This is a genomic window from Amedibacillus sp. YH-ame6, assembly GCF_053848845.1.
This window is the reverse complement of record NZ_JBSPEZ010000001.1, coordinates 168,623-182,039: the sequence shown is the minus strand read 5'-3', so window position 1 is coordinate 182,039 and position 13,417 is coordinate 168,623. Positions and strand designations below refer to the sequence as shown.

16 protein-coding genes are annotated in these 13,417 nt (G+C 34.9%); 15 read left to right on the top strand and 1 reads right to left on the bottom strand.

Going from position 1 to position 13,417, the window contains the following annotated elements; genetic code table 11:
- The first annotated feature begins 2 nt into the window (after window positions 1–2).
- From ACWG0P_RS00945 to ACWG0P_RS00895, 11 genes are all read left to right on the top strand, one after another.
- Window positions 3–212 (top strand): helix-turn-helix transcriptional regulator, encoded by a 210-nt coding sequence (locus ACWG0P_RS00945; protein ID WP_455790192.1) that lies wholly within the window; start codon window positions 3–5, stop codon window positions 210–212.
- A gap of 2 nt (window positions 213–214) precedes the next feature.
- Window positions 215–673 carry a hypothetical protein gene (locus tag ACWG0P_RS00940; RefSeq protein ID WP_455800076.1) on the top strand — a complete coding sequence of 153 codons (459 nt, stop codon included), beginning with the start codon at window positions 215–217 and terminating at the stop codon, window positions 671–673.
- A gap of 192 nt (window positions 674–865) precedes the next feature.
- Window positions 866–1,057: a hypothetical protein gene (locus ACWG0P_RS00935; protein WP_455790195.1), complete on the top strand. Its 192-nt coding sequence runs from the start codon at window positions 866–868 to the stop codon at window positions 1,055–1,057.
- A gap of 88 nt (window positions 1,058–1,145) precedes the next feature.
- Window positions 1,146–1,742, top strand: coding sequence for an SAP domain-containing protein (locus ACWG0P_RS00930; RefSeq protein WP_455800075.1), 597 nt, complete (start codon window positions 1,146–1,148; stop codon window positions 1,740–1,742).
- 92 nt (window positions 1,743–1,834) lie between these two features.
- Window positions 1,835–2,224: a nuclear transport factor 2 family protein gene (locus ACWG0P_RS00925; RefSeq protein WP_455800074.1), complete on the top strand. Its 390-nt coding sequence runs from the start codon at window positions 1,835–1,837 to the stop codon at window positions 2,222–2,224.
- A gap of 36 nt (window positions 2,225–2,260) precedes the next feature.
- Window positions 2,261–4,729 carry an ATP-binding cassette domain-containing protein gene (locus tag ACWG0P_RS00920; protein ID WP_455800073.1) on the top strand — a complete coding sequence of 823 codons (2,469 nt, stop codon included), beginning with the start codon at window positions 2,261–2,263 and terminating at the stop codon, window positions 4,727–4,729.
- 60 nt (window positions 4,730–4,789) lie between these two features.
- Window positions 4,790–5,098 carry an ArsR/SmtB family transcription factor gene (locus tag ACWG0P_RS00915; RefSeq protein WP_455800072.1) on the top strand — a complete coding sequence of 103 codons (309 nt, stop codon included), beginning with the start codon at window positions 4,790–4,792 and terminating at the stop codon, window positions 5,096–5,098.
- Window positions 5,099–5,220: 122 nt separating this feature from the next.
- On the top strand, window positions 5,221–6,183 hold the full coding sequence (locus ACWG0P_RS00910; RefSeq protein WP_455790233.1) for a permease: 963 nt from the start codon (window positions 5,221–5,223) through the stop codon (window positions 6,181–6,183).
- An 18-nt stretch (window positions 6,184–6,201) separates the two neighbouring features.
- On the top strand, window positions 6,202–6,534 hold the full coding sequence (locus ACWG0P_RS00905) for a thioredoxin family protein (protein ID WP_455800071.1): 333 nt from the start codon (window positions 6,202–6,204) through the stop codon (window positions 6,532–6,534).
- Window positions 6,535–6,939: an arsenate reductase ArsC gene (locus tag ACWG0P_RS00900; RefSeq protein WP_455800070.1), complete on the top strand. Its 405-nt coding sequence runs from the start codon at window positions 6,535–6,537 to the stop codon at window positions 6,937–6,939.
- A 123-nt stretch (window positions 6,940–7,062) separates the two neighbouring features.
- Window positions 7,063–9,453 (top strand): YhgE/Pip family protein, encoded by a 2,391-nt coding sequence (locus tag ACWG0P_RS00895; RefSeq protein WP_455800069.1) that lies wholly within the window; start codon window positions 7,063–7,065, stop codon window positions 9,451–9,453.
- Window positions 9,454–9,548: 95 nt separating this feature from the next.
- Here ACWG0P_RS00895 and ACWG0P_RS00890 read toward each other — a convergent pair whose 3' ends face one another.
- The gene (locus tag ACWG0P_RS00890) at window positions 9,549–9,971 is read right to left on the bottom strand and encodes a DUF3788 domain-containing protein (protein WP_455800068.1); all 423 of its coding nucleotides are present in this window, start codon (window positions 9,969–9,971) and stop codon (window positions 9,549–9,551) included.
- Window positions 9,972–10,160: 189 nt separating this feature from the next.
- Between ACWG0P_RS00890 and ACWG0P_RS00885 the strand changes: the two genes are divergently transcribed.
- The 4 genes from ACWG0P_RS00885 (at window position 10,161) to treR (ending at window position 13,339) form a co-directional block, all read left to right on the top strand.
- The gene (locus ACWG0P_RS00885) at window positions 10,161–11,273 is read left to right on the top strand and encodes a helix-turn-helix transcriptional regulator (RefSeq protein ID WP_455800067.1); all 1,113 of its coding nucleotides are present in this window, start codon (window positions 10,161–10,163) and stop codon (window positions 11,271–11,273) included.
- Window positions 11,274–11,326: 53 nt separating this feature from the next.
- Window positions 11,327–11,530: a DUF378 domain-containing protein gene (locus ACWG0P_RS00880; RefSeq protein WP_455790205.1), complete on the top strand. Its 204-nt coding sequence runs from the start codon at window positions 11,327–11,329 to the stop codon at window positions 11,528–11,530.
- A gap of 110 nt (window positions 11,531–11,640) precedes the next feature.
- The gene (locus ACWG0P_RS00875) at window positions 11,641–12,639 is read left to right on the top strand and encodes an alpha/beta hydrolase (RefSeq protein ID WP_455800066.1); all 999 of its coding nucleotides are present in this window, start codon (window positions 11,641–11,643) and stop codon (window positions 12,637–12,639) included.
- Complete coding sequence (gene treR, locus ACWG0P_RS00870) at window positions 12,629–13,339, top strand: trehalose operon repressor (RefSeq protein WP_455790207.1); 711 nt, start codon at window positions 12,629–12,631, stop codon at window positions 13,337–13,339. The genes ACWG0P_RS00875 and treR overlap by 11 nt, the downstream gene beginning before the upstream one ends.
- Window positions 13,340–13,417 lie beyond the last annotated feature (78 nt).

The following is a 13,417-nucleotide window of genomic DNA, read 5'->3' as shown; positions in this document are numbered from 1 at the left end:
AAATGAATACGAAAATAAAAGAACTTAGAAAGCAACACAAACTCTCACAAGAGGATTTGGCTTTAGAAGTAGGAACTACACGCCAAACTATAACATCTATTGAAGTAGGGAAATATACAGCTTCTTTGGTATTGGCGTATAAAATTGCACATTTTTTTGAATTATCGATTGAAGAAGTATTTGATTTTTCTGATATTGAACAGGAGGACTAAACATGGAAGATTATAAAAGAAAACTAGAGAGAAGAAGATGGGTAGCATGTTTAATGTTATGTATCGCAACCGTACTAGTTGTAGTTGAAGTAATGATGTTTATAAAAATAGATAAAGATCCCAATGCTCATTTCAATGAAGGTTTTATCTTAGGATTTCAAAGTGGTTTAATTTTGGTGATGTTTGTAAAATCTATAGTAGATATTTTCTCCTTAACAAGAACATTGAAGGATGAACGTAAAATACGTTTGTTATACAATAAAGAGCATGATGAACGTATGCAAATGATCAATGCGAAATGTGGGTACCCTCTGATTCAATCGATAGCAATGTTTCTTATATTTGTGGCAATCATCGCTGGATACTTCAACATTATTGTATTCTATACACTGGTTGCTGTTGTGATGCTGTTGTTGATTGTATCTGCCTTATTTAGAGTTTATTATTCTAAGAAAATGTAGGTGACGAGATGAAGAAATACTCCTGTATTTGTTCCTGTATATTAGGAATTCTTGCGATCGTGTTATTTGTTTCTATATATTTTGAATGGGATATACTAACACGATTATTGGGTATTGCGACACTTGTGTTGATCGTGATTACTTCTTATTTGTATGCGTGTTTAAGACGTACAAGAAAGGTGATGAAAAACCATGAATAAAACATCTAAATTTGATAAAATAATGGCGACAGGTTTTCTAGTGAATTTGCTTGTATTGTTATCAAAGGGCTATCTTGATGAACGGCTAGAATGCTTTCTAATGGGGGCTGGCTTTTCTTTAATTCTGGTGGGTATTTTAAGAAGTCGCTTCCATTTACAAAAAGTAAAGCCTTGGAAAAAATAAAATATAAGAAGAATGCAGAACACATATCTGCATTTTTTTCTGGACTAAATTGTGCTATACTTAGGATAGTTGATATGAAGGTGAGTGTATGGAAAAAAGACCCGTTTTTGATGAAATCAAATCCTATGAAGAATTCATTAAGTATTATTGGTATTTAAGTGAATTAAAAGATATTTGTAAGACAAAGGGTATTGATACATCTGGAGGAAAAATAGATTTAAATCATCGCATAGAAGAATACTATAAGGGAACCATCATAAAGCCAATGAAGAAAACAGCTGTGAAGAAGCAGGATGTAGAATTAACACTGGAAACAAGATTGTTGGAAAGTGGGTTTGCGATGCGTACTCAATATCGAGAATTCTTCGGTGAAGTTCTTGGGGTTAAGAATTTTCGTTTTACGGCAGATATGGCAGCTGCGTTAAAGAAGGTGCGTGCCGAAAAAAATGTAGAGTTTACAGTACAAGATTTGATTGATGTTTACACTGGAAAGAGTAATTATGCCAGGTATGATACTTCTTCTTGTCAATGGAACAAGTTTGTTAAGGCATTTTGTGAAGATCCCCAAAATGCAACACTTCCTAATAAGTTAAAAACTGCCGCTAAGGTATGGAAACAAGTTAGAGAAAGTGATCAAGAAAAGATATATACCCCAGAGCTTATGAAACAATACAAAGAAATTTAGACGATGTAATTACAAAAAGCGTAAGCTTGTAGAGAGGATATCTATACAGGCTTCTTAGAGAAGAGTCATATATAGAATGGGAGAATACGTATATGAATTATGAACTAATGATTGAAAATTACTGGAAAGATACACTTGCACAAGATGGAGAATCTATGAGATTGTATTTCGAAGATGATGCTTATGTGAATTGGCATAATACCAATGAGCATTTTACAATGGAAGAATATATTTGTGCTAATTGTGAATATCCAAATAAATGGACTGGTAAAATTGAGCGTATGCAGTGTTTGGAACGTCAAGTGATTACGGTTACTCATGTTTATACAAAAGATAATACAATGTCTTTTCATGTGACCTCTTTCTTTATTATGAGCAATAATGGACTCATTCAATCCATTGATGAATATTGGGGAGAAGATGGAATTCCTCCAAAATGGAGAATGGATAAACATATAGGAACAAAGATTAAGGACGTATAATTGTCCTTTTTTCATCTTAGATAAGGAGGGATTTGTATGACGAATATGAAGGTAATTGATGCATATGAAGGAAATCTAAAACATATTTCGCTAGAGCTTCCGAAAAACAAACTCATTGTATTTACAGGCGTATCTGGATCAGGAAAATCAACATTAGCAAGAGATGTTATTTATAATGAATGTCAACGTCAATATTTAGAAGCGATGAACTTTCAGGGAATTCATAAACCAAAGGTAGAAACAATGAAATGTGTATCTCCCTCCATTATCATTACGCAGAATACATATCATAAAAATCCTAGATCTTCTTTAGGGACAATTACGAATATTTATACTGATCTAAGGATGATTTATGAAAAGCTTGGAGAGAGGAACTGTCCTATTTGTGATGAACTTTTTGATCCTTCCCAGTGTAAAGAAGAAGTGGTAAAGAATGGAACTGATTTTGATGTGTTTCTATATTGTCCTCATTGTAAATCTCGAATACCAGCTTTCACACGTACTCACTTTTCATATAATACAAGAGAAGGGGCATGTCCAAGTTGTAAAGGAATGGGGACTACTTTATCAATTCGTGAAGATGTGGTAATCGATGAAAATAAATCTTTGGAAGAAGGTGCGATTAGCTATTGGGAAAAACGTTATGGGGAATATCAAATAGAAATATTCTATAAAGCATTGGATCATTTCAAGCTTCCTAAACCAACGCATTGTCCTATAAAAGAATATACAATTCAACAGAAAACAATTTTAATGTATGGTGTAGATTGCAAGGAAGTAGTAGAAATGTTTCCTCAAAGTAAGCTACCCAAACAAGTAGCACAGGGTAGATTTGAGGGTGTGGTTCCTATACTTATGCGAAGAGTATCCACCAAGGGGTTGAGCGAACAAATGAAGACATACTTTATTAATGATGTATGTCCTATTTGTCATGGAGAAAGATTGGCACAAGAAAGTGGTGCGGTTCTTATTATGCATACACGCTTACCACAATTAACAAAGCTAACATTGGAAGAGCTATTGAATTGGATACAACAATTAACGAAACACTTAGAAGAAGATAAGTATCTTATTGTAGAAGCATATATCCAAGATATACAAACAAAAATAAAACGGTTGATTCGCATTGGTTTACAGTATCTTTGTCTTGATCGTATGGCGATGACATTATCAGGGGGAGAGGCCCAACGATTGAAGCTTGCGGCATGTTTAGATAGTGAAATGACAGGTATGTTGTATATCCTAGATGAGCCTACAATAGGGTTGCATACAAAAGATACACAAGGAATTCTTCAAGTTTTAAAGGAACTGCGTGATCGAGGAAATACTTTGTTAGTGATCGAACACGATATTGATATTATAAAAGAAGCAGATCATATAGTAGAATTAGGACCTGGTGCGGGGCTTCATGGTGGAGAAATCGTTATTAGCGGGACATGGGATGAGATTATGCATTGTAAACATTCAAGTCTAACGCAGTATATAAATCAAAAGCCTGCCTATACGATGGAACCTCTTAAAGCAAAAGGGTATTTGGAAATAAAAAATGCATATTTACATAACTTAAAAAACATCGATGTAAAGATTCCTTTGGGTGTGTTTACTTGTGTAACAGGTGTTTCCGGATCAGGAAAATCCTCCTTAATCCTTCAAGTACTAGCGTCTTCTTTCCAATATCCAACGGGGTGTGATGCTTTGATTGGGAAGGAGGCAATTGATGAAGTGATATCGATTCATCAAAATGAAATCTTACGAACTAGGCGTAGTAATATTGCGACTTATACAGGATTATATACACATATTCGTGAACTTTATGGAACTAGCGAAGAAGCAAGAAAGAAGAACCTACAGGCAAAAGATTTTTCCTTTAATGTAAAGGGAGGACGTTGTGAGACTTGTGAGGGATTAGGTTATGTCATTAGTAATATGTTATTTTTTGAAGATATTGAAGTACAATGTCCAAGTTGTCATGGACAACGTTTTCAATCACAAGTGTTATCTGTACAAGTGAAACAGAAAAATATCATGGATATCCTTACAATGTCTGTTGAAGATGCCTTACAGCATTTCAATGCACATAAAAAAATTGCACATATCCTAGATTTGTTGATGGATGTTGGTTTGGGGTATTTAACATTGGGTCAATCTTTGACTACGCTTTCTGGTGGAGAAGTACAACGATTACAACTTGCGAAAGAGTTGTTGAATAAAAAGAAGAAGCATACCCTATATTTAATCGATGAGCCAACAACCGGATTACATCCTAAGGATATCGAGCATTTTATGAAAGTATTAGTACGTCTTGTGAAAGAGGGAAATAGTGTCATTGTGGTAGAACATAATTTACAAATGATTACACAAGCTGACTGGATTATTGATTTAGGAAAAGAAGGGGGCATACATGGAGGGGAGATTGTTGCGCAAGGAAGTATACAAGACCTTATGAAGTGTGAACATTCTTATACTGGGATGTTTATGAAACAATGGATGGAGGATATGCGTTGACAAAAAACAAATTCATACGTATACTACACATATCAAATAATTTTGATGTGAGGTGTTCTTATGGATGAAACTTATGCACAAGATGTGAAAATCTTCAAAGCTTTTTGCGATGAAAAAAGACTCGCAATTTTAGAGCTGTTAAAAAGTGGAGAGAAGTGTGCATGCGTATTGATGGAAGATATGAATATTTCTCAATCCGCGCTTTCTTATCATATGAAAATACTTTGTGAATCTGGTATCGTAAAACCTCGTCAGGAAGGAAAGTGGACACACTATAGCCTTTGTGAAGATGGTCGCAAGTTAGCGCAAGAGCGTTTGCTTGTGAGAACGACCCCAAATACAAGTATGAAACAGCAATGTTGTAAATAAGTCATCCTTTCGATGGCTTTTAAAAACAAGAACACATCAAAAAAAGTTGATATGATAAAGGAGGAAGTGTAGTGAATGTAGTACAAGAAGTTGTGACCTTTTTTCAAGAACAAATACTTGGGATGAAGTGGTTACAAGATGGAATTGGAAATATACTTTCCGCAATAGGGTTTGATTTGACATCTCCCCTTGGTGGAAGTTTGCATTTCTTCTTATATGACGTAATAAAAATTACCGTGCTTTTATGCTTTCTAATATTTATGATATCCTATATTCAAAGCTACTTTCCACCTGAAAGAAGCAAGAAAATATTAGGTCGATTCAAAGGGATTTGGGCAAACATTATATCCGCACTCCTTGGGACTGTTACTCCCTTTTGTTCATGTTCTTCCATTCCCTTATTTATTGGGTTTACAAGTGCAGGACTGCCTCTTGGTGTTACGTTTTCTTTCTTGATATCGTCACCTATGGTAGACTTGGGAAGTCTTGTATTGTTAATGAGTATTTTTGGTGGTAAGGTTGCCTTTGCTTATGTGCTTATTGGATTGATTTTGGCAGTGGTAGGTGGTACCCTCATTGAAAAACTGCATCTAGAGAACGAAGTAGAAGAGTTTATTCGAAATGCAGAACATGTTGAAATGGATTATTTATCTTTGTCCTATCGAGAACGTATAGAGTACGCAAAACAACAAGTAATAGAAACATTTAAAAAAGTGTTTCCATATATATTGGTAGGTGTGGCCATTGGGGCAGTTATTCATAACTGGATACCACAACATTGGATAGAGAGTATCTTAGGTGGAAATAATCCATTTGGAGTGATACTTGCAACACTTGCAGGTGTTCCGATGTATGCGGATATCTTTGGTACCATTCCAGTGGCAGAAGCATTGCTTGCCAAAGGTGCACAACTTGGGACAATCCTTGCGTTTATGATGGCAGTTACAACCCTTTCTTTACCATCTATAATTATGTTAAAGAAGGCATTAAAACCTAAGTTGCTTATCTTATTTGTAAGTATCTGTACGATTGGTATTATCATCATCGGGTATCTGTTTAATGTATTTCATACATTCTTAGTGTAAATAAAGGAGGAAATAAGAATGAAATTATTCAATAAAAAAGTAGAAAGTAAAGCATGTTGTTGCAATGGAAATTGTGACTTCGAACAAGAAGGGAAAAGTGTCACACAGGAAGGTGTTTTCGTGTTAGGTTCTGGATGTGCCAAATGTAATGCTTTAGAAAAATCTGTACAAGAAGCTATCCAGGAAATGGGATTATCAATACCTATTCAACATATTACGGACTTCGCAGAGATTGCTCGTTATGGCGTTATGACAACTCCAGCACTTGTGTTAAATAAAAAAGTGGTTAGTTATGGAAAAGTACTTACCAAAGAAGAAGCGAAAGAATTATTGAAGAAGGCAGGATATTAAATGCAAGAGAAGTTAAAAGTGGCATTTGTATGTGTGCATAATTCTTGTCGAAGCCAAATTGCGGAAGCATTTGGTAAACAACTCGCTTCTGATGTGTTTGAAAGTTATTCAGCAGGAACAGAAGTGAAACCACAAATCAATCAAGATGCGCAACGTTTAATGAAAGAAATCTACCAAATCGATATGGAAAAGACACAATATTCTAAGTTAATTCAAGATTTACCTACTATTGATATCGTCATTACTATGGGATGCAATGTACATTGTCCAAATCTTCCATGCAGCCATAGAGAAGATTGGGGACTAGAAGATCCAAGTGGTAAGTCCGATGAAGAATTCAAAATAGTTATGAAAGATATAAGAGAAAAGATAATGTATTTAAAAAAGAAACTAGAAAAAATCTAGTTTTTTTTTGACAATCTATCCCATGTGTATAAAACTCGGGTTGACAGCCTACCCTTTCTGAATATAATTTGTGTATTCTGTGAGTGTATATTTGCAGAACAATAAAGAAAAGGAAGGATCAAAATGAAGAAAGAGTGGAAAAGTATACTTCAAAGCACATGGATTAAGGTTGTACTCATAGCAATCACGATCATACCAATGGTGTACGCAGGAGTATTCTTAGGTTCTATGTGGGATCCGTATGGAAACGCAGATCAAATGCCAGTTGCCGTCGTCGATAAAGACAAGGAAGTGGAATATAATGGCTCAAAGCTTCATGTAGGAAAAGCATTATGTGAGAATCTAAAAGATAATCGTTCAATGGATTTCCAATTTGTAAAAGAAGGCGTTGCCAAAAAGGGATTAGAGGATGGTACTTATTATATGGTCATCACCATTCCAGAGAAGTTCTCCTATAACGCAACAACTCTATTAAATCAAAATCCTGAAAAGATGGTTCTGGAGTATGCGACTAACCCTGGTACTAATTATATCGCTTCTAAGATGGATGAAACAGCGATACGTACCATTCAGGAAAACATTAGTAAAACAATTACAAAAACATACGCAGATACGTTATTTTCTCAGGTTAAAACGCTAAGTAACGGATTGCAAGAAGCAAGCAATGGTTCTGTAAAACTAGAAGAAGGTGTTACACAAACAATTGCAGGGAATGATACAATCAAAGAAAATCTAAGAACTCTTGCAAGTAGCACCTTGCAATTTGAAGATGGTTCTAAAACATTGATGGATGGCGTTGAGACCTATACGAAAGGTGTTGAACAATTGAGTGATGGAAGCAAACAATTGGATGAAGGACTACAAACACTGAAAGGAAATAGTGTACCATTAAGCCAAGGTGTTACAAAGTTAAACGATGGAAGTAGTTCCTTGCGTAAGGGTGTTGATACTTATACAACAGGAGTTGATGCATTAACGCTAGGATTGCATCAAGTAACTTCTAATAGCACTGCATTAAATAATGGTGTTAATGAAGTATCTAAAGGTATTTCACAAAGCAAAGTAGGTAGCGAACAATTACTGAATGGTATGCAAAGTTTATCGGATACATTGGCGTATCAACTAAGTGATGAAAACAAAGTATTATTTGCTCAATTACTTACAAGTCATGAAGGTATTAAAACAAAGAATGATACAATGCTTGCCAGTTTAAATCAAAAGGTGGTTGATGGCACAGCCAGTGATACAGAAAAACAAATGATTGCACTATTACAGGCGAATACGGCTTTATTATCAAAAGATAAAGATACCCTAACACTACAATCTAACGCACTTCAACAAGTTCATCAGACAATCTCTGTTCCTTTGTTATCAGGCATGAAACAATTGGATCAAGGCTTAGCCTTACTTGATCAAGGTATGAATACCAACACAGGACTAAAACAAAGTGTTTTAAATTATACACAAGGAGTCACAAAGCTTTCGCAAGGCGCAGATACATTGAGTGCTAACTCTTCAAATTTATCAAGTGGGGCGTTATCACTAGAAGAGGGAACTGCACAACTGAATAAACAAATGCCAACCTTAGTACAAGGTGTACAACAACTTGCGGATGGTTCTAGCTCCTTATATACAGGATCTCTATCTCTTATAAAAGCAAATCCAACATTATCAAGTGGTACGAATCAATTGTATGATGGATCTAGTAAAATCGCTTCTGGTGCATTCCAATTAGCAAATGGTTCTCAATCTTTATCACAAGGTTTGACACAAGTTAAAGATGGAAGTAATCAGTTAAGCAGTTCTTTACAAGATGGCGCAGATAAAAGTAATATCACAAGCAGTGAACAAACAAAAGAGATGCTCGCTCAACCAGTGGAAGTAGAACATGAAGAAATCTCTAAAGTAGAAACCAATGGAAAAGCAATGGCACCTTATATGATGTCTGTAGGATTGTATGTTGCATGTATGGCATTTACTTTAATGTATCCTTTACTAAAAAACAATGTTCAAACAAAATCAGGTTGGAAGTTGTGGCTGAGTAAAGCATCCGTTATGTATGTGATATCTACTATCATGGCAATCCTTATGGTCAGTGCACTTGTATTGATGAATGGATTATCTCCATTACAAACATGTAAAACATTTCTTGTCTCATGTTTGATATCCGCAGCGTTTATGTCATTGATTGTATTCTTCAATATCACCTGTGGAAAAATTGGAGCTTTCCTAGTATTGATTTTCATGGTGTTTCAATTAGGTGGTGCAGCAGGAACGTATCCAATAGAAACATCTAGTAGTTTCTATCATACGATTCACCCATTTATGCCATTCACCTATAGTGTAGATGCCTTACGCCATACCCTTGCATTAGGAGGAAGTATTACTGGTGATGTACTCATCTTTACTGGAATGATACTTGTGTTCTCTTCTTTATCTATCTTATTCTATAAATGGAAAGTATCTATAAGTGAAGAAGCATTTGAAAAAACAAAATTGGCACAATTTCATTAACATATCAATTTTATAAACCATAATTCAAAACATAAAAACGACCAAGTACCTTTGTATTTGATCGTTTTTCGTAGAAGCTATGTTTGTTGTAGGTATTATTTCTGTCCACTTTTGATACGTATACATTTCTTTATATCATCCATTCTCTCTTTATCTTCTAATTCAATTCTTAACCAACGCTGTCCCATGCCTTCTTGCGTATCATGGTATAAGTTTTGAAGGTATTTGCTCATGGTAGGAAGTTCTTTTTCAAAGCGTTCCTTTTCCTTTTGACCAACTACAACAAGTACACAAAGATAACCTTCAAAAGGATATACAGTGCATAAATTCTTTCCACCCTTTTTAAATTTCACATTCCATCCTGGCCACACACAATTGCTGTATTCAAAAACAGGCTTACATGCATAAGTTTGGGTTATATAATCATAAAAGATTTCCCATACTTCATTCCTTACAAAATTTCTAATGTCTTCTTCATAAGGCTCATCCATTCGATTCATCTTATCCCAACGTGCCATATACATCACCAATCCTTATACATAAAGTATATAGGAAAGTACATGACAACGCTATGTCATATTTAAAAATTATGTCTTATCTGTCATCTTTGTGACGATTTCATTAAGATTAACAAAACATTTCTTGAGTTCTCTAGACAATAGGATATATGCGTGTAAGATAAAAGATATCTAGGAGGAGGTATTCCTATGAATAAAATAAATTTAAGAACTTTGCGTGAAGAGTATGATATTAGTGCTTTGCGTATTGCGAAGTTTATGAAAGTAAGTGAACAAGAAATTTTGAATTGGGAAAATGGAGTTAAGGAACCCTCCGTTCAACAACTTCGTGAACTTGCCTCTTTATTTGATATCTCATTAGATGGGCTTTCTAATGGATATGAGGAAGATAAAAAATCATCTTCTACAAAGGAAAAAAGCACTCCTTCAAAGAAGGGGAAGATAAAGCGTAAGACGAAAAAGAAAACGAAGTATAAAACCAAGAATGTGGACCATAAGACGGTGGAAAAGAAAAGGAATTGGCCACTTCTAGTGATCCTTTTGTTATTGATCGGATTGATTGGTGCAGGTGGCTATTTGTATTGGCAATATGGAGATGAATATTCATTTGTGAAAAAGAACAGCTATACTATGAATGAAATAGCAGGTACATTTACAAGCGAAAAGATTTACGAAGATAGTAGTTCAAGTATTCTTTTGAAGAGTGATGGAACCTATCAAATGAAGTATAACGATTGCAGTGCGGATTCTACTAAAGAGGGAACGTGGACTATGGATGAGAATAGTATGACTCTGACAAGTCATTCAGCAGATGTAATTACATTTAAAATCCTGAGTGCTAATTCCTTAAAAGTGCAGGGAACCATAGGTTGTTCCATTCAGAAAGGTGATGTCTTCACGAGGGGCTCAATTACAAGTGATAGTAAAGAAGGACCTAATGAAGAAGAAGAGGGTAGCGATGATTCTGATACTACGGATGAAGCTTCATCATATATCGTAGTAGGGCAATGGAGTGGGAACAATTCTACCTTACACATTAAAAGTGTAGACAACAACAAAGCGGTATTTACTCTACAAAGTTATGATCCATCCAATTCAGAAAATGTGGCATCTTTGGATGGTATTGAAGGTAGCATCAACGCTAATACAATGACATTTGATTTCAAGGATGATGGGTATGGAAATAGCGGTACAGGAAGTATCGTATTTGATAGTACACAAGCAATATTCAATATTACGTTTACTACAAAGAATGAAGAAGCATCTTGGTCTATTTTACAAAGTGGTACCTTATTTAAATAGGAATGCATAAAGTTTATAAGTCTGCTCATACTATTCTATAAGGAGGAATCAATATGAAAATTCTGAATTATATCGCGTTGATTATAGGAATCGTAGGAGCATTAAACTGGGGTCTCATTGGCTTATTCGATATTAACCTTGTGACCATGCTATTTGGTGTAGATACCATGTTGACAAGAATTGTATATGTATTGGTTGGTATCAGTGGTCTATGGATGCTCACATTCTTTCCAAGATTGAACGATACGAAATATTAAGAGAATGTTGTTAAGTTAAGGGTACTTAGGTACTCTTTTCTTTTTTTAGCTTACCTTTACAATTCTGTACGTACAGGTTATAATCATGTTATATAAGGTAGGAGATCATGATGAACTATATAGTTTGTGGGAATATTTTAGATGATGTTCATGTGGAAGAAAAATTAAAAAAATATCAAGATCAGCGACCTCAAAAAAAGGCAAATGTAGGACCATACATTCAGGGCTATGATATTGGTGCGCAAAGAGCGAATAATGGATATCCCAATATAGATATTTCAAAGGATGTGAATGTTGAAAGTATCCAGATTTTAGAAATGAATGTTCGAATATATCGATCAAAAGGTGTGGAAGGTACACTCCCTTGTATTTGTTATTTACATGGAGGAGGGTTTTGTGCGGGAAGTTTAGATGCTGTAGAACATCCATGCAAAAGGTTGGCAGAGTTAAGTTCCTCATGTGTAATATCCTTTGATTATGGGTTAGCTCCAGAATATCCATTTCCTTACGCAATTCATCAATGTTATGAAGTAACTCGCTATCTTTATGAACACGCTGAGCAATATAACATAGATAAAAATCATATCGCGTTAGCTGGGGATAGTGCAGGGGCAAATATTGCACTGGGGGTTGCGCAGCTAGATGCTACACAATCATCAATTCTATCATTTTTAATGCTGTATTATCCGGTCGTAGATCAACGCATAGAGAAAGAATATACATGGGAGTTTGCTTATTATGGAAAAAAGAGTAACCCTCATATCGATGCTTGCGTTACATCATTAAAAGATTGCGAGAAGATGTTTCAAGTATGTTACTTACAAGGAAGTGATAGCACAAATACACTTGCTTCTCCCATATTGCTTGAAACACTAAAGGGATTGCCTCCCATTCGTTTATGCGTTGCAGAATTTGATTATTTACGTGTATCTCAAGAAAAGTTTTATCAAAAATTCAAAGAGAAACACGATATAGAGTTGGTTTGTTATGCGGGTGTAAATCATGCATTTTTAGATAAGCTAGGAGTATTTCCACAAGCAGATCACAGTTTAAAATACTTTGCAAATCAATGGAAAGATGATATAGGAGGAAAGAAACATGGAGAGTAAATATCATACTATATATGGAAAACTTTTAACCATGATAGAAGAACAGAAAGTAAAAGCTGGGGATTTATTACCAAGTGAAAATGAATTGATGAAGATTCACGACGCATCACGTGATACCATACGTAAAGCATTGAACCTTTTGGCACAAAACGGTTATATCTCTAAGGCAAAAGGGAAAGGTTCTGTTGTGTTGGATAATAGTCGTTTTAGTTTTCCAGTGTCTGGAGTGACTAGTTTTAAAGAACTTGCTCAAAGTATGGGGGGAGTTATTGAAACCATCGTATCCGTGTTTGAGAGTGTAGATGCAGATAAAGATTTGAAATGGGAACTCATGATGGAAGAAGGTAAAGTTTGGAAGATTGAGCGTATTCGTAAATTTGATGGTGAACGCATCATTCGTGATATTGATCATTTAAATGCTCAAATTATCCCAGGATTAACAAAGGAAATCGCACAAGATTCACTTTACGATTACATAGAGCACACCCTTGGTTTGAAGATTAGTTTTGCGAAAAAAGAAATTACAGTACAGAATGCAACACAAAAAGATAAAGAGTTATTGGATATGAAACAGTATGAAATGGTTGTATCAGTAAAATCATTTACCTATTTGGAAGATGCTACGTTATTTCAATATACGGAATCTAGACATAGACCAGATAAGTTTCAATTCATCGATTTCGCAAGAAGAGATAGTTAGTAAATGTAGTCTACGGACTGCATTTTTAAATTAATTATGTAAATACATAAAAATTTTAGGATTTTTGAAATTTATTTC

Coding starts and splice junctions, on each gene's coding strand:
- ACWG0P_RS00945 (WP_455790192.1), top strand. CDS start 3: ATGAATACGAAAATAAAAGAACTTAGAAAGCAACACAAACTCTCACAA.
- ACWG0P_RS00940 (WP_455800076.1), top strand. CDS start 215: ATGGAAGATTATAAAAGAAAACTAGAGAGAAGAAGATGGGTAGCATGT.
- ACWG0P_RS00935 (WP_455790195.1), top strand. CDS start 866: ATGAATAAAACATCTAAATTTGATAAAATAATGGCGACAGGTTTTCTA.
- ACWG0P_RS00930 (WP_455800075.1), top strand. CDS start 1,146: ATGGAAAAAAGACCCGTTTTTGATGAAATCAAATCCTATGAAGAATTC.
- ACWG0P_RS00925 (WP_455800074.1), top strand. CDS start 1,835: ATGAATTATGAACTAATGATTGAAAATTACTGGAAAGATACACTTGCA.
- ACWG0P_RS00920 (WP_455800073.1), top strand. CDS start 2,261: ATGACGAATATGAAGGTAATTGATGCATATGAAGGAAATCTAAAACAT.
- ACWG0P_RS00915 (WP_455800072.1), top strand. CDS start 4,790: ATGGATGAAACTTATGCACAAGATGTGAAAATCTTCAAAGCTTTTTGC.
- ACWG0P_RS00910 (WP_455790233.1), top strand. CDS start 5,221: ATGAAGTGGTTACAAGATGGAATTGGAAATATACTTTCCGCAATAGGG.
- ACWG0P_RS00905 (WP_455800071.1), top strand. CDS start 6,202: ATGAAATTATTCAATAAAAAAGTAGAAAGTAAAGCATGTTGTTGCAAT.
- ACWG0P_RS00900 (WP_455800070.1), top strand. CDS start 6,535: ATGCAAGAGAAGTTAAAAGTGGCATTTGTATGTGTGCATAATTCTTGT.
- ACWG0P_RS00895 (WP_455800069.1), top strand. CDS start 7,063: ATGAAGAAAGAGTGGAAAAGTATACTTCAAAGCACATGGATTAAGGTT.
- ACWG0P_RS00890 (WP_455800068.1), bottom strand. CDS start 9,971: ATGGCACGTTGGGATAAGATGAATCGAATGGATGAGCCTTATGAAGAA.
- ACWG0P_RS00885 (WP_455800067.1), top strand. CDS start 10,161: ATGAATAAAATAAATTTAAGAACTTTGCGTGAAGAGTATGATATTAGT.
- ACWG0P_RS00880 (WP_455790205.1), top strand. CDS start 11,327: ATGAAAATTCTGAATTATATCGCGTTGATTATAGGAATCGTAGGAGCA.
- ACWG0P_RS00875 (WP_455800066.1), top strand. CDS start 11,641: ATGAACTATATAGTTTGTGGGAATATTTTAGATGATGTTCATGTGGAA.
- treR (WP_455790207.1), top strand. CDS start 12,629: ATGGAGAGTAAATATCATACTATATATGGAAAACTTTTAACCATGATA.